The sequence below is a fragment of the Pseudomonas sp. 9.2(2024) genome (assembly GCF_039695385.1).
GTDB classification, from domain to species: domain Bacteria; phylum Pseudomonadota; class Gammaproteobacteria; order Pseudomonadales; family Pseudomonadaceae; genus Aquipseudomonas; species Aquipseudomonas paraglycinae.
In genome coordinates this window covers 363,466-381,720 of record NZ_CP155585.1, presented here as the reverse complement: position 1 = coordinate 381,720, position 18,255 = coordinate 363,466, and the positions used below count along the sequence as shown (strand labels likewise).

3 protein-coding genes are annotated in these 18,255 nt (G+C 62.8%); 2 read left to right on the top strand and 1 reads right to left on the bottom strand.

What is annotated here, in order from left to right; translation table 11 throughout:
- Window positions 1–317: 317 nt before the first annotated feature.
- Window positions 318–15,650 carry a LapA family giant adhesin gene (locus tag ABFB52_RS01695; protein WP_346836114.1) on the top strand — a complete coding sequence of 5,111 codons (15,333 nt, stop codon included), beginning with the start codon at window positions 318–320 and terminating at the stop codon, window positions 15,648–15,650.
- 147 nt (window positions 15,651–15,797) lie between these two features.
- Window positions 15,798–16,136 (top strand): tryptophan synthase subunit beta, encoded by a 339-nt coding sequence (locus ABFB52_RS01690; RefSeq protein WP_085613332.1) that lies wholly within the window; start codon window positions 15,798–15,800, stop codon window positions 16,134–16,136.
- 162 nt (window positions 16,137–16,298) lie between these two features.
- Here the strand turns inward: ABFB52_RS01690 and lapD are convergent, their stop codons facing one another.
- On the bottom strand, window positions 16,299–18,245 hold the full coding sequence (gene lapD, locus ABFB52_RS01685) for a cyclic di-GMP receptor LapD (RefSeq protein WP_129974164.1): 1,947 nt from the start codon (window positions 18,243–18,245) through the stop codon (window positions 16,299–16,301).
- Between the last annotated feature and the right edge of the window lie 10 nt (window positions 18,246–18,255).

The following is an 18,255-nucleotide window of genomic DNA, read 5'->3' as shown; positions in this document are numbered from 1 at the left end:
ATGACGAGCTGCGTCGGAAGATGGCAACCGGAATGACCGTATGTCGGAAAGTTTAAAACCGGAACTGGATCACACGCTGAAGGGCAGGTCGCCGCATAAATATCAATGTGACATTACTGGGGCGATTGTTTAGGATGGCACCCAGAAGGTCAATAGTTTGGCATAAAGTTAATAGCGAAAGAATCTAGCCAAAATATTGACGAACAACAGCGTCAACTTTGTTTCATCTTTTTTTAAAAGTACGTCCAGACTGAATCGGCGCAGACAGCCATCAGGTCTATGGAAGTCAACTGAACGTGACACCCGGAGAGTCTTCAATGAGCAGTGTTGTTGCCATCGTCAAAAGCATTGTTGGTCAGGTTTTCGTGGTGTCCCCAGAGGGCGTCCGTCGCGTACTCGTTGAAGGCGACCGGCTGTTTGCCGGCGATCAGGTCGACACCGGCGTTTCCGGCGCCGTGTCCCTGGAACTGGCCGATGGCCGCACGATCGATCTGGGCCGCGACACTCAGTGGAGCGCCGATGCCCCGGATTCCAGCACCGACCTGGCCGAAGCCACCGCGCAAGCCGCGCCGTCGGTAGAAGAGCTGCAACAAGCCATCGCCGCCGGTGTCGACCCGACTACCGCCCTTGAATCCACCGCCGCCGGCCCTAGCGCCGCAGGAACTGGCGGTGCCGCCGGTGGCGGTCACAGCTTCGTGATGCTCGATGCGACCGCTGGCCGTGTCGACCCGACCATTGGTTTCCCGACCGCAGGCATCAACGCTGCCGGCCAGGCCGCCCAGAACATCACCGGCGGCCAGACCACCGACACCAACGCCAATGTCCTGCGCGAATCGACCCTGAGCCTCAGCGCCACGCCGAGCATTACCGAAGCCGGCGGCGTTCTGGTGTACACCGCGACCCTGACCCAGGCGCCGCTGACCGACCTGACCATCACCCTGTCTAACGGCGCGGTGATCGTGATTCCGGCCGGTTCCACCACCGGCACCGTCAACGTGCCGCTGGCACCGAACGACACTGTTTATAACGACTCGACCCAGATCGACGTGACCGTCACCGGCACCACCGGCGGCAACGGCATCACCGTGACCCCGCCGACCACCCCGGCCACGACCCAGGTCACCGACACCATCGACACCACTACCGTCACCCTGACGGCGGGCCCGAGCGTGACCGAAGGCGGTCAGATCACCTACACCGCGACCCTGACCAACCCGGCGCAGACGCCGGTGACCGTGACCCTGTCCAACGGCTCGACCATCACTATCGGCGCCGGCCAGACCACCGGCACCGTCAACGTGCCGACCGCACCGAATGACGTCTATAACAACGGCAGCACCGTCACCACCACCATCACGGGCGCCACGGGCGGCAACTTCGAAAACCTGGTGCCGAACCCGACACCGGCCGTCACCAACATTGTCGATTCGCGAGACACCACCGGCCTGACCCTGACCGCTACCGGCACTGTGGTCGAAGGTGGCCAGATCACCTACACCGCGACCCTGACCAACCCGGCGCAGACGCCGGTGACCGTCACCCTGTCGAACGGCTCGACCATCACCATCGGCGCCGGCCAGACCACCGGCAGCGTCAACGTGCCGACCGCGCCGAATGACGTTTACAACAACGGCGGCACCGTCAGCACCACGATTACCGGTGCCACCGGCGGCAATTTCGAGAATCTGGTGCCAAACACGACGCCAGCGACCACCACCGTCACCGATTCCATCGACACCACCAACCTGTCGCTGAGCGCCACCGGTTCCGTGGCCGAAGGCGGTTCGATCGTCTACACCGCGACCCTGACCAATCCTGCCGGGACCCCGGTGATCGTGACGTTGAGCAACGGCTCCGTCATCACCATCGAGGCTGGCAAAACTACCGGCACCGTGACCGTTCCGGCGCCAGCCGATGACGTCTATAAAGACGCCGGCAAAGTCGAAGTCACTATCAAGGACGCAACCGGCGGCAACTTCGAGAACCTGGTGCCAAGCACCGTTCCGGCCGTTACCGAAGTCACCGACACTATCGACACCACCACGGTAAAACTCACAGCGACCGAATCAGCGGCTGAAGGTGGCACTGTCACTTATACCGCTACTGTCGGCGCACCAGTGACCGGTTCGCCGGTCACTGTGACGCTGGCCAATGGTCAGTCGATCACCATCGAAGTGGGCAAAACCACCGGTACCGTGACCACCACTGCGCCGAACGATGCGTTGACCGGCAATGCACCGCTGACCAACTCGATCACCGGCGTTTCCGGCGGTAACTACGAAAATCTGGTGGCCGACAAAACCCCGGTTTCGACCACGGTGACAGACGTGGCCGACACCACCAATCTGACCCTTAGCGCCACCGGCACTGTCGCCGAGGGTGGTTCGATTGTTTACACCGCGACCCTGACCAATCCGGCCGGTACCCCGGTGACCGTGACGTTGAGCAACGGCTCCGTCATTACCATCGAAGCGGGCAAAACCACCGGCACCGTGACCGTTCCGGCGCCAGCCGATGACGTCTATAAAGACGCCGGCAAAGTCGAAGTGACCATCAAGGACGCCACCGGCGGCAATTTCGAGAACCTGGTGCCGAGCACCGTTCCGGCCGTCACCGACGTGACCGACACCGTCGACACGACCACCGTCAAACTGACCGCGACCGAGTCGGCGGCTGAAGGCGGCACCGTTACTTACACCGCCACCGTCGGCGCCCCGGTAACCGGCTCGCCTGTCACCGTGACCCTGGCTAACGGTCAGTCGATCACCATCGAAGTCGGCAAAACTACCGGCACCGTCACCACCACCGCACCGAACGACGCATTGGCCGGCAACGCACCGCTGACCAACGCGATCACCGGCGTGAGCGGCGGCAACTACGAGAATCTGGTCGCCGACAAGACGCCGGTCAGCACCACCGTGACCGACACTGTCGACACCACCAACCTGACCCTGAGCGCCACCGACTCCGTGACCGAGGGCGGCTCGATCATCTACACCGCGACGCTGACCAATCCAGCCGGCACTCCGGTGACCGTGACGTTGAGCAACGGCTCCGTCATCACCATCGAAGCCGGCAAAACCACCGGCACCGTGACTGTTCCTGCGCCTGCCGAAGACGTCTACAAGGATGCCGGCAAAGTCGAAGCGACCATCACCGGCGCAACCGGCGGCAACTTCGAAAACCTGGTGCCAAGCACTGTGCCGGCCGTGACCCAGGTCACCGATACCATCGACACGTCGACCGTCAAACTGACCGCGACCGAATCGGCCGCTGAAGGCGGTACCGTCACTTATACCGCGACGGTTGGCGCCCCGGTAACCGGCTCGCCGGTGACCGTGACCCTGGCCAACGGTCAGTCGATCACCATCGAAGTCGGCAAAACCACCGGCACCGTGACTACCACGGCGCCGAACGACGTACTGGCCGGCCATGCACCGCTGACCAACTCGATCACCAACGTCAGCGGCGGCAACTACGAAAACCTCGTGGCCGACAAAACGCCGGTCAGCACCACCATCACCGACACCGTCGACACCACCACCGTATCGCTGACCGCCACCGGCAACGTCAACGAGGGCGGGCAGATCATCTACACCGCCACCCTGACCAACCCGGCCGGCACCCCGGTGACCGTGACGTTGAGCAACGGCTCCGTCATCACCATCGAAGCCGGCAAAACCACTGGCACCGTGACCGTTCCGGCTCCTGCCGATGACGTCTACAAAGATGCCGGCAAAGTCGAAGTGACCATCAAGGACACTTCCGGCGGCAATTTCGAAAACCTGGTGGCCAACCCGACGCCAGCGGTGACCAACGTCGCCGACACCATCAACACCACGCACCTGACCCTCAGCGCCGAAAGCTATGTGCTCGAAGGCACGTCGATCACTTACACCGCGACCTTGACCAACGCCGCGCAGACGCCGGTGACCGTCAACCTGAGCAACGGCCAGACCATCGTTATCGAGGCCGGCAAGACCAGCGGTTCGGTGACCATCCCGGCGCCGAGCGATGACGTCTACAAGGATGTCAGCAAGCTCACCGTGACCATGACCGATGCCAGCGGCGGCAACTTCGAGAAGCTCGACGTCAGCAAGACGCCGGTCAGCACCACGGTCAACGACACCATCGACAAGACCACGCTGACCCTGAGCGCCAGCGATACTGTCAGCGAAGGTGGCCAGATCACCTACACCGCGACCCTGAGCAACCCGGCCGGCACCGCCATGACCGTGACCCTGGCCAACGGCGCGGTCATCAACATCGCCGCCGGTGCCACCAGCGGTTCGGTGAACTTCCCTGCGCCGGCCAACACGCCTTACATCGATGGCGGCAAGGTGCAGACCGCGATTGCCAGCCACAGCGGCGGCAACTTCGAACAGGTCGATGCCAACCGTTCGGCGGTGGTGACCAAGGTCACCGACACCGTCGACACCACCAACATCAGCCTGAGCGCCACCGGTTCGGTCGCCGAGGGCGGTTCGATCGTCTACACCGCGACCCTGACCAACCCGGCCGGCACGGCCATGACCGTGACCCTGAGCAACGGCGCGGTGATCAACATCGCCAAAGGCGCGAGCACCGGCACCATCACCGTCGCCGCACCGGGCGACGACGTGTACAAGGACGCCGGCAAAGTCGACGCCAGCATCACCAAGACCACGGGCGGCAACTTTGAAAACCTGGTGGTCGACAAGACCCCGGCGGTGACCGACGTCACCGACACCATCGACAACAGCACCGTTTCCCTGAGCGCTACGGCCAGCACAGTTGAAGGCGGCGTGGTGATTTACACCGCCTCCGTCACCGCACCGGTGACCGGCTCGCCAGTGGTCGTGACGCTGTCCAACGGCCAGACCATCACCATCCCGGTCGGCGCCAGCAGCGCCAGCGTCAACTACACCGCACCGAACGATGCACTGGCCGGCGGCAACACGCTGAGCGTGAAGATCGACGGCACCAGCGGCGGCAATTACGAAAACCTGGTCGCCGACAAGACTCCGGCCGTGACGTCAGTCACCGACACCGTCGACACCACCAACCTGACCTTGAGCGCTACAGGTTCCGTGGCCGAAGGCGGTTCGATCGTTTACACCGCCACGCTGACCAATCCGGCTGGCACGCCAGTGACCGTGACCCTGAGCAACGGTTCGGTGATCACCATCGAAGCGGGTAAAACCACCGGCACCGTGACCGTTCCGGCGCCTGCCGATGACGTTTACAAAGACGCCGGCAAAGTCGAAGTGACCATCAAGGATGCGTCCGGCGGCAACTTCGAGAATCTGGTTCCGAGCACCGTTCCGGCCGTCACTGAAGTGACTGACACCATCGATACGTCGACCGTGAAGCTGAGCGCCGATACGTCGGTGGCCGAGGGCGGCACCGTCACCTACACCGCCACTGTTGGCGCTCCGGTGACCGGCTCGCCGGTCACCGTGACCCTGGCCAACGGTCAGACCATCACCATCGAAGTGGGCAAGAACACCGGCACCGTCACCACCACCGCGCCGAACGACGCACTCAACGGTCATACCCCGCTGAGCAACTCGATCACTGGCGTGAGCGGCGGCAACTACGAAAACCTCGTAGCCGACAAAACCCCGGTCAGCACTACCGTGACCGATACCGTCGACACCACCGATTTGACGCTGACCGCGACCGGCACCGTGGCCGAAGGTGGCTCGATCACCTACACCGCCACCCTGACCAACCCGGCCGGTACTCCGGTGACCGTGACGTTGAGCAACGGCTCCGTCATCACTATCGAGGCTGGCAAAACCACCGGCACCGTGACCGTCGATGCGCCGAAAGACGACGTCTACAAGGATGCCGGCAAAGTCGAAGTGACCATCAAGGATGCAACCGGTGGCAACTTCGAGAATCTGGTACCGAGCACTGTTCCTGCCGTTACCGAAGTCACTGACACCATCGACACCACCACGGTGAAACTGACTGCGACCGAGTCGGCGGCTGAAGGTGGCACTGTCACTTACACCGCCACCGTTGGCGCTCCGGTAACCGGCTCGCCGGTGACCGTGACCCTGGCCAACGGTCAGTCGATCACCATCGAAGTCGGCAAGACCACTGGCACCGTGACCACCACTGCGCCGAATGACGCGTTGAACGGTCACACTCCGCTGACCAACGCGATCACCGGCGTGAGCGGCGGCAACTACGAGAATCTGGTCGCCGACAAGACTCCGGTTTCGACGACCGTCACTGACACCGTCGACACCACCAACCTGACCCTGAGCGCCACCGATTCCGTGGCCGAGGGCGGCTCGATCACCTACACCGCGACCCTGACCAATCCGGCCGGCACTCCGGTGACCGTGACGTTGAGCAACGGCTCCGTCATCACCATCGAGGCCGGTAAAACCACCGGCACCGTGACCGTCGATGCGCCGAAAGATGACGTCTACAAGGACGCCGGCAAAGTCGAAGTGACCATCAAGGATGCAACCGGCGGCAACTTCGAGAACCTGGTGCCGAGCACTGTTCCGGCTGTTACCGAAGTCACCGATACCATCGACACCACCACGGTGAAACTCACCGCGACCGAGTCGGCGGCTGAAGGCGGTACCGTTACTTACACCGCGACCGTCGGCGCTCCGGTGACGGGTTCGCCTGTGACCGTAACCCTGGCCAATGGTCAGTCGATCACTATCGAAGTCGGCAAGACCACCGGCACCATCAGCACCACCGCACCGAACGACGCGTTGAACGGTCACACCCCGCTGACCAACGCGATCACTGGCGTTTCCGGCGGCAATTACGAGAATCTCGTAGCCGACAAGACCCCGGTTTCGACCACCGTCACCGATACCGTCGACACCACCAACCTGACCCTCAGCGCCACTGACTCGGTGGCCGAGGGCGGTTCGATCGTTTACACCGCGACCCTGACCAACCCGGCCGGCACCCCGGTGACCGTGACGTTGAGCAACGGCGCCGTCATCACCATCGAGGCCGGTAAAACCACCGGCACCGTGACCGTTCCTGCGCCTGCCGATGACGTCTACAAGGATGCCGGCAAGGTCGAGGTGACCATCAAGGATGCAACTGGCGGCAACTTCGAGAACCTGGTGCCAAGCACCGATCCAGCCGTCACCGATGTCACCGACACCATCGACACCTCGACCGTCAAACTGACCGCGACCGAGTCGGCTGCTGAAGGCGGCACTGTTACCTACACCGCCACCGTTGGCGCGCCAGTGACCGGCTCGCCTGTGACCGTGACCCTGGCCAACGGTCAGTCGATCACCATCGAAGTTGGCAAGACCACCGGCACCGTTACCACCACCGCGCCAAACGATGCGCTCAACGGCCATACGCCGCTGACCAACTCGATCACCGGTGTGAGCGGCGGCAACTACGAAAACCTCGTGGCCGATAAAACGCCAGTCAGCACCACCGTGACCGACACCATCGACATCACCACCCTGACCCTGAGCGCCACGCCGGAAGTCAACGAAGGTGGCCAGATCACCTACACCGCGACCCTGACCAACGCCGCCGGCACCCCGGTGACCGTGACCTTGAGCAACGGCGCCGTGATCACCATCGAGGCCGGAAAAACCTCCGGCACCGTGACCGTCGATGCACCGAAGGACGACGTCTACAAGGACGCCGGCAAAGTCGAGACGACCATTTCGACCACCACCGGTGGCAACTTCGAAAACCTGGTCACCAGCACCGCCCCGGCGGTCACCACCGTCAATGACACCATCGACACGTCCACCGTGTCGCTGACCGCTACCGCCAACGTCGCCGAAGGCGAAACCGTGGTCTACACCGCGACCGTGACGGCGCCAGTGACCGGTTCGCCGCTCGTCGTGACCCTGTCCAACGGACAGACCATCACCATCGCCGTCGGCGAGACCACCGGCACCGTGAACTTCGTCGCGCCGAACAGCCCGTTGGCGGGCGGCAGCTCGCTGAGCGTGACCATCGACAAGGCCACCGGTGGCAATTACGAAAACCTGGCGGTCGACGGCAAGTCCGCCGACACCTCGGTATCGGACACTGTCGACACGACCAACCTGAACCTGACGGCCACCGATTCGGTTGCCGAGGGTGGTTCGATCACTTACACCGCGACCCTGACCAACCCGGCAGGTACGCCGGTGACCGTGACCCTGTCGAACGGCGCTGTCATCACCATCGAGGCCGGTAAAACCACCGGTACCGTGACCGTCGATGCGCCGAAAGACGACGTCTACAAAGACGCCGGCAAAGTCGAGGCAACCATTTCGACCGCTACTGGCGGTGGTTTCGAGAACCTGGTGCCAAGCACCGTTCCGGCCGTGACCAACGTCACCGACACCATCGACACCACCACGGTGAAACTGACCGCGACCGAGTCGGCGGCTGAAGGCGGAAACGTTACTTACACCGCTACCGTCGGCGCGCCTGTGACCGGTTCGCCTGTGACCGTGACCCTGTCCAACGGACAGTCGATCACTATCGAAGTCGGCAAAACCACGGGCACCGTCACCACCACCGCACCGAACGATGCGCTCAACGGCCATGCGCCACTGACCAACGCGATCACTGGCGTGACTGGCGGCAACTACGAAAATCTCGTGGCTGACAAAACCCCGGTCAGCACCACCGTGACTGACACCGTCGACACCACCAACCTGACCCTGAGCGCAACTGGCTCGGTGGCCGAGGGTGGTTCGATCGTCTACACCGCGACCCTGACCAACCCGGCCGGCACTCCGGTGACCGTGACCCTGTCGAACGGCGCTGTCATCACCATCGAGGCCGGCAAAACCTCCGGCACCGTGACCGTCGATGCACCGAAAGACGACGTCTACAAAGATGCTGGCAAAGTCGAGGCAACCATTTCGACCGCCACCGGTGGCAACTTCGAGAACCTGGTGCCGAGCACCGTTCCGGCCGTGACCGAAGTCACCGACACCATCGACACCACCACCGTCAAACTGACCGCGACTGAATCGGCAGCTGAAGGTGGCACCGTCACTTACACCGCTACCGTCGGCGCACCTGTGACCGGTTCGCCAGTCACCGTGACGCTGGCCAACGGTCAGTCGATCACCATCGAAGTGGGCAAGACCACCGGCACCGTGACCACCACTGCGCCAAACGATGCGCTTAACGGCCACACGCCGCTGACCAACGCGATCACTGGCGTGAGCGGTGGCAACTACGAAAACCTCGTCGCCGACAAGACGCCGGTCAGCACCACCGTGACCGACACCGTCGACACCACCAATCTGTCGCTGACCGCGACCGACAGCGTGGCCGAAGGTGGCTCGATCGTTTACACCGCGACCCTGACCAACCCGGCCGGCACACCGCTGACCGTGACCCTGTCGAACGGCGCTGTCATCACCATCGAGGCCGGCAAAACCACCGGCACCGTGACCGTCGCCGCGCCAACCGATGACGTCTACAAAGACGCCGGCAAAGTCGAAGTCACGATCAAGGACGCAACCGGTGGCAACTTCGAGAACCTGGTTCCGAGCACCGTTCCAGCCGTAACGGAAGTCACCGACACCGTCGATACGACGACCGTGAAGCTGACCGCTTCCGAAACGGCCGCTGAAGGTGGCACCGTCACTTACACCGCGACTGTTGGCGCGCCAGTGACCGGCTCGCCTGTGACCGTGACCCTGGCCAATGGTCAGTCGATCACCATCGAGGTGGGCAAAACCACTGGCACTGTCACCACCACCGCGCCGAACGATACACTCAACGGCCACACGCCGCTGACCAACGCGATCACCGGCGTGACTGGCGGCAACTACGAAAACCTCGTAGCCGACAAAACGCCGGTGTCGACCACCGTCACTGACACCGTCGACACCACCAATCTGACCCTCAGCGCCACCAATTCGGTTGCCGAGGGCGGTTCGATCACTTACACCGCCACACTGACCAACGCTGCGGGCACTCCGGTGACCGTGACCTTGAGCAACGGCGCCGTGATCACCATCGAAGCTGGCAAAACCACCGGCACCGTGACCGTCGATGCACCGAAAGACGACGTCTACAAAGATGCCGGCAACGTGCAAGCCACGATCACCAACGCCACGGGCGGCAACTTCGAAAACCTGGTGACCAGCACCACGCCAGCAGTGACCAGCGTTACTGACACCATCGACACCACCACCGTGAAGCTGACCGCGACCGCAACAGCGGCCGAGGGTGGCACCGTCACCTACACCGCGACCGTAGGTGCGCCAGTGACTGGCTCGCCTGTGACCGTGAACCTGTCGAATGGCCAGAGCATTACCATCGAAGTCGGCAAGACCACCGGCACCGTGACCACTACCGCGCCGAACGACGCGCTGACCGGTCATGCACCGCTGACCAACGCAATCACCGGCGTGAGCGGTGGCAACTACGAAAATCTGGTGGCTGATAAAACCCCGGTTTCGACCACCGTCACCGACACCGTCGATACCACCAATCTGTCGCTCAGCGCGACCGGCACCGTGGCCGAAGGCGGATCGATCACCTACACCGCGACCCTTACCAACGCCGCTGGCTCGCCAGTGACCGTGACCTTGTCGAACGGTGCAGTGATCACTATCGAAGCGGGCAAAACCGCCGGCACCGTGACCGTTCCTGCGCCAGCCGACGACGTCTACAAGGACGCCGGCAACGTACAGGCAACGATCACCAACGCCAGCGGTGGCAACTTCGAGAACCTGGTCACCAGCACCACACCAGCCGTGACCAGCGTTACTGACACCATCGACACCACCACCGTGAAGCTGACTGCAACCGCGACCGCGGCTGAAGGTGGCACCGTCACTTACACCGCTACCGTGGGAGCGCCGGTAACCGGCTCGCCTGTGACCGTAAACCTGTCCAACGGTCAGTCGATCACCATCGAAGTCGGCAAAACCACCGGCACCGTGACCACCACCGCGCCGAACGACGTGCTGAACGGTCATGCACCGCTGACCAACGCCATCACCAACGTCAGCGGCGGTAACTACGAGAACCTGGTTGCCGACAAGACCCCGGTCTCGACCACCGTCACTGACACCGTCGATACCACCAATCTGTCGCTCAGCGCGACCGGCACCGTGGCCGAAGGTGGCTCGATCACCTACACCGCGACCCTGACCAACGCCGCTGGCTCGCCAGTGACCGTGACCTTGTCGAACGGTGCAGTGATCACTATCGAAGCGGGCAAAACCGCCGGCACCGTGACCGTTCCTGCGCCAGCCGACGACGTCTACAAGGACGCCGGCAACGTACAGGCAACGATCACCAACGCCAGCGGTGGCAACTTCGAGAACCTGGTCACCAGCACCACACCAGCCGTGACCAGCGTTACTGACACCATCGACACCACCACCGTGAAGCTGACTGCAACCGCGACCGCGGCTGAAGGTGGCACCGTCACTTACACCGCTACCGTGGGAGCGCCGGTAACCGGCTCGCCTGTGACCGTAAACCTGTCCAACGGTCAGTCGATCACCATCGAAGTCGGCAAAACCACCGGCACCGTGACCACCACCGCGCCGAACGACGTGCTGAACGGTCATGCACCGCTGACCAACGCCATCACCAACGTCAGCGGCGGTAACTACGAGAACCTGGTTGCCGACAAGACCCCGGTCTCGACCACCGTCACTGACACCGTCGACACCACCAACCTGTCCCTGAGCGCTACCAACTCGGTCGCCGAGGGTGGTTCGATCACTTACACCGCAACCCTGACCAATGCTGCGGGCACTCCGGTAACCGTGACCTTGAGTAACGGCGCCGTGATCACCATCGAAGCGGGCAAAACCACCGGCACCGTAACCGTTCCTGCGCCAGCGGACGATGTCTACAAAGACGCCGGCAACGTGCAAGCCACGATCACCAACGCTACCGGCGGCAATTTCGAAAACCTGGTGACCAGCAACACACCAGCCGTGACCAGCGTCACCGATACCATCGACACCACCACCGTCAGCATCACCGGCAGCACCTCGGTGACCGAAGGCCAGACCGCCAGCTACACCGTCAGCCTGACCCACCCGGCGCAGACCGAAGTGACCCTGAAAATCGTCTACAGCGGCACCGCCGCCGACGGTTCGGACTTCACCGGCGTGTACACCGTGAAGATCCCGGCCGGTGCCAGCAGCGCGCAGTTCAACGTTGCGACCATCGACGACAAGATCACCGAAGGCACCGAGAACTTCGTGGTCAAGATCGACTCGGCCACCGGTGGCAACTTCGAAAACCTGGCGGTCAGCAGCACCAATGGCAGCGTCAGCACCTCGATCATCGACAACGATGCACCGCCGGTCATCGACCTCGACGCCAACAACTCCAGCGGTGCAACGGGTGCCGACTACAAGGTGACCTTCACCGAGAACACCCCGGGCGCAGGCGTGTCGATTGCCGACACCGACATCAAGATCACCGACCCGGACAGCACCATGCTGACCGGCGCCACCGTCGTGCTGACCAACCGTCAGGACGGCGATGCGCTGAATCTGGGCAACAGCGTCAACGGCATCACCATCAATGCCAACAGCACCAACGGCACCGTCACCCTGACCCTGTCGGGCAACGCGACGCTCGCCGACTACATGCAGGCGATCAAGAACATCAGCTTCACCAACAGCAGTGAAGATCCGAGCACCGTGCCACGGATCATCACCGTGACCGTGACCGATGGCGGCAACTACTCCAACACCGCGACCACCACGGTCAACGTGGTGGCGGTCAACGATGCGCCGGTCGCTGCACCGGTCAACGTCACCGGCACCGAAGACACCCCGCTGGTTCTCGGCTGGTCGACCTTCGGCGTCAGCGACGTCGACAGCCCGGCCAGCAGCCTGGGCGTGAAAATCACCCAGCTGCCGGGCGAAGGCAAACTGCAGTACCTGGACGGTTCGACCTGGAAAGACGTCGCCACCAACCAGACCTTCAGCAAGGCCGACATCGACGCCGGCAAGCTGCGCTTCCTGCCGGATGCCAACGAGTCGGGTGTGAACGGTTACGGTGGCACTGGCGTTGGTAACAATCAGGCCGACTACGCGCAGATCAAATTCCAGCCAACCGACGGCCAGTTGCTGGGCAACACTGGCACCATCAAGATCGACATCACGCCGGTGGCGGATGCACCGACCCTGTCGGTGGCCGACAACAGCGTGAAGTCCACCGGCCTGATCAAGGAAGTCTGGACCGGTCTGTCGGGCCTGGGCACCGACGGCAGCGGCGCCAACTCGACCACCCTGAAAAACGTGATCGACGGCGCAGGCAAGCCGAACACCAGCGGCACTGTGAACAACGTGCAGTCCGATGGCAGCGTGACCGCCGGCACTGCGTCGAAAACCTCGGGCCTGATTTATCTGGAAGCCGGCAAGACCTACACCTTCAGCGGCACCGGTGATGACAGCCTGCTGGTGACCATCGGCGGCAAGAACGTGGCCTCGACCACGTGGGGCGCGGGCGGCAACCTCAACGGTTCGTTCACCCCGACCACCAGCGGTTACTACACCCTGGACATCTACCACCACAACCAGAGCGGCCCGGGCAGCTACGACGTCAACCTGTCGGTCAACGGCAGCACGCCGATCGACCTGAGCAGTGCCGGCGTGCCGATCTACACCGGCGTGCAGGATCTGGTGAATGCCGGCGTGACCGTCTCCGATCTGCACGGCAACAACGGCGAAGGCTATTACGACGGCTACAAACTCAACACCGGCGCCGAAGGCACCACGGTGAAACTGTCGTCGATCAGCACCGCGCTGACCGACACCGACGGCTCGGAAACCCTGAGCATCAAGATCAGCGGCGCACCGGTCGGTTCGGTGCTCAGCGACGGCGCAGGCCACAGCTTCACCGTGACCGCCACCAGCGGCGACGCCAACGTCACCGGCTGGAACCTCGGCACCCTGACCGTGACCCCGCCGACCTACTACAACGGCCAGTTCAACCTGACCGTGACCTCGACCTCCACCGAGCAGGTAGGCGGCTCGGCCAGCACCACCGCGACCATCCCGGTCACCGTGGTGCCAGCGGTTTACAACGCGGTGGTCGCCACTTCGGCCGACGACACCGTCACCGGCACCGACGGCAACGACATCATCGTCGCCGACATCGGCGGCCTGACCGTGGTGCCGGGCACCAACTACAACATCGCGTTCATGGTCGACAGCTCAGGCAGTATGAGCGCCTCGTCAATCAACGCCGCCAAGGACTCGCTGACGTCGGTGTTCAACACCCTCAAGCAGAGCCTGGGCAGCAACTCCGGCACGGTGAACATCTTCCTGGTGGACTTCGATACCCAGGTCAACAAGTCGGTGTCGGTGAACCTCAACGATCCGAACGCACTGACCTTGCTCAAGGCCGTGCTGGACTCGATGTCGTCCGGCGGCGGCACCAACTACGAGGACGTGTTCAAGGCCACGGCGAACTTCTTCCAGAGCGCCGAAGCGCTGGCCAACACCGGGGCGAAGAACCTCACGTACTTCATCACCGACGGCCAGCCGACCTACTACCAGAGCAACGAGCAGACCAACCCGACGCTGTACGGTAACGTGAAGCTCGATGACGTGGTGAAAACCAGCAACTACAAACTGGGCGACAGCTTCAGCACCTACATCGACAACACCCACTACCTGAGTATCAACACTGCCGGCGCCGTGGTATTGCAGACGTACAAGAACGGCAGCTGGAGCTGGAACAGCCTGGGTACCATCCACGCTCAGGGTGACGGTACCTACGAGATCTCGAGTCTGGCGGGCAACGGCAGCAGCACCACGACCACGACCACCGATAACGCCAGCAGCGGTTTCGCCTTGCTCAACGGTTTGTCGAACGTGGAGGCCATCGGCATCAACAGCGGTGTCAGCCTCAACGACCTGAAACCGTACGATTCGGACAAGACGCCGCAAACCAACATCGATCCGAAGGACCTGGCCAACTCGATCATCGGCCACACCGAAGCGACGATGCCGGGCAACGACACCGTCAGCGGTGGCGACGGCAACGACATCCTGTTCGGCGACCTGGTGAGCTTCAACGGCATTGCCGGCGAGGGTTATCAGGCGATGCAGGCGTTCGTGGCCAAGGAAACCGGGGTCGACGTCAGCAAAGTCACCACCAGCAACGTGCACCAGTACATCACCGAGCACTATCAGGCGTTCGATGTGTCCGGTGCCCACGATGGCAACGACACGCTGCTGGGCGGCGCGGGCAATGACATCCTGTTCGGCTCGGGCGGCAACGACCTGCTCGACGGCGGCAAGGGCAATGACATCCTGCTCGGCGGCACCGGCAACGACACGCTGATCGGTGGTCAGGGCAACGACATCCTGATCGGTGGTTCGGGTGCCGACACCTTCGTCTGGAAGGCGGGCGACACCGGCAACGACGTGATCAAGGACTTCAAGGCCAGCGAAGGCGACCGCATCGACCTGCGTGATCTGTTGCAGGGTGAGAGTGGCAGCACCATCGACAACTTCCTGAAGATCACCACGGTCGACGGTGTGTCGTCGCTGCAAGTCAGCTCGGGCGGCAAGTTCAACTCGGGCGATGCCGCAGCCGCCACACCGGACGTGACGATCAAACTGGAAGGCAACAACTGGTCCACGGCCAACATTCACAACCTGATTGCCGGCAGCGATCCGACCATCAAGGTCGACCACAACAACAGCTGATGCGTGAACAACGGCCGCCCCACTTGGGGCGGCCGTCACGTTTGCGGCGCTTGAACCGGTGACGATTGCGTCGGCGCACCGCATACTCGCGCGCAGTTGGCTATGCTGCTGACAGCATGACGCTGGTCCATTTCCGAGGGATGCTCAATGTTTTACGTGCAACGCGATGCGCAGGGTCAGTTGATTCGCGTGGAAGCTGCGGCCTACGCCGAGGCCACGGAAACGCTGCCGGCCGACCACCACGAAATCCAGGCCTGGTACGCCAACGAGGCCGTGGAGAACAGCCTCAAACAGCTCAAGCAGAGCGACCTGGAAATGATCCGGGTACTCGATGACCTGATTCAGGTGCTGACCCAGAAAGGCGTGATCCGCGTCACCGACCTGCCAGCGGCGGCCCAGGCCAAGTTGATGGACCGGACCCAGGCGCGGGAAGCGCTGGGCGGGTTGAGTCAGTTGATTGATGAGGATGAGGGTGGGTTGATCTGATTTGCCTACAGTCGATCGTTCCCACGCTCTGCGTGGGAATGCCGCCCGTGACGCTCCGCGTCATATCGGTGTCTGACGCGACACCGACGGTGTGACTGGAACGCGGAGCGTCCCTTTATGCATTCCCACGCGGAGCGTGGGAACGATCAGTTTGGCGCTGCATTATTTCCAGGGCTTGGGCTCACCGAACAGCTGCCCCTGAACCCCATACAACCCCATCTCGCGAATCACTGACAATTCCCCTTCCGTCTCGACCCGCTCGGCAATCAACGGCAGATCGATGCTGTGTGCCGCGCGCTGGATCGCTTCGATGAACAGACGCTTGTCGCTTTCCTGATCGATCGCCCGGATGTAACTGCCATCGATCTTCAAATACGCCAGCCCCAGCCGCGCCAGGTTGCCGATCATGCTGAAGCGTCCGCCAAAACGCTGCAGGCTCAGGGAGAAACCGAGCTCGCGCAGGCGGCGGGTCAACTGTTCCAGCACCGCTTGCTCCGGCAATTGTTCCTCGCCGATTTCCAGGGTCAGGCGCGCACCGAGGTTGGAATGCGTCCGCAGAATCTCGAACACTTTGTTCAACGCCTGCGGATCGGCCAGGGTCGCCGAGGACAGATTCAGCGCCAGCGATTCTTCATGACCGGCCATCTGCTCCAGCACCCGCTCGAGCATCAAACGGTCCAGCCGTGCGGTCCAACCGAAACGTTCAAGCCACGGCAGGAAACGCCCGGCGGGAATGGTCTGGCCCTGCTCGTCGAGCAAGCGCGACAGCACCTTGTAATGCAGCACCAGTTGCGTGTCCTGCGCCGCCACTACCGGCTGGAAGAACAGCTCGAAACGCCGCTGATTCAACGCTTGATCGAGCAAACGGTGCCAAGCGTGGTGATCGTCACCGACGTCCGCCACCAGGCTCTGATCGAGGCACGCCCAGTTCTGCTCACCCTGCCCTTCGGCCTGGGCCAGCGCCTGATCGCCGAGGCTGAGGACCGCTTGCGGCGAATCGCCGTGAGCGAACGGCGCCAGGCCGATAGAAGCCACGGCGGCCACGTCGGTGGCGCCTGTCGCGTGCAGGCTGCTCAGGGCACAGTCGAGACTCTGCGCCAGTTGCAGCGCCTCTTCGCGGGTCAGCCCCGGCGCCAGCACGGCGAATTCACCACCGCGAATGCGGGTGATGAGGTTCTGGGTTTCCGGGTATTTGGCGCACTCGCGGGACAGTTGCTCGCCAACCGCTTTCAACAATTCATCGGTGCGCTGACCGCCGAGGCGCTGGTTGAGACCGGCCAGATCCTTGACCCGCAACAGCAGCAGATAACCGGAACTGGCCTGCTCCGGGTTGCTCACCCGCGCATTCAGCTGCATCTCGAAATAACGCCGGTTGGCCAACCCGGTGAGGTTGTCCTGATAGGATTCGGTGCGCAGTTTTTCACTGCGCTCGGCCTGCTCTTGGAACAGCGCCTTGAGCTTCTCGACCATCTGGTTCATCGCCAGCACCACACGGCGCAATTCAGGCGTGCGCGGCAGGTCCGGCAGGCTGAGGAACTCGCGGCGGGCGATGGCGTGGGATTGCTTGACCATGTAATCCAGCGGCTTCAATTGCCGACGCAGCAACAACGCGCCCAGCACCGCACTGACCGCACCGCAGACCAGCAACCAGCCAAGACTGCCGAGTGCGCTCTGCCAGAGCTTGGCCAGGGCGAACATCGGGTGGCTGACCACCTCGACCCGCGCTGCCTGCTCCCAGCCACGGCTGACCAGCGCATCGCCACCGGCCGGCTCCAGGCCGATCAGTTTGACGAACCAGTCCGGCACGTTGGTGACCGCCGGAATGCCGTTGCGCTCGACGATGGTCTGGTCGGTCTTCAGGTCGACCACGCGGATGCTTGAGTAATAACCGCTGTCGAAAATCGAACTGACCAGCAACTCGACCATCGCCGGGTCATCGATGTTCGGCGTCAACGACAGCGCCAGCGCCGTGGCCGCATCCTGGGCGTGGGAGCGCAACTGGTTGACGTACTGGGTGCGCGAGCTCTCCAGACTGACCATGAAGCTGCCGGTGAAGGCGACCACCAGGAACAGACAGATAGCGATCAACAGCTGTTTGAACAAAGACATCTGAGCGCGT

Excerpts from the sequence above, each read along its gene's own strand:
- ABFB52_RS01695 (WP_346836114.1), top strand. The coding sequence starts at position 318 with ATGAGCAGTGTTGTTGCCATCGTCAAAAGCATTGTTGGTCAGGTTTTC.
- ABFB52_RS01690 (WP_085613332.1), top strand. The coding sequence starts at position 15,798 with ATGTTTTACGTGCAACGCGATGCGCAGGGTCAGTTGATTCGCGTGGAA.
- lapD (WP_129974164.1), bottom strand. The coding sequence starts at position 18,245 with ATGTCTTTGTTCAAACAGCTGTTGATCGCTATCTGTCTGTTCCTGGTG.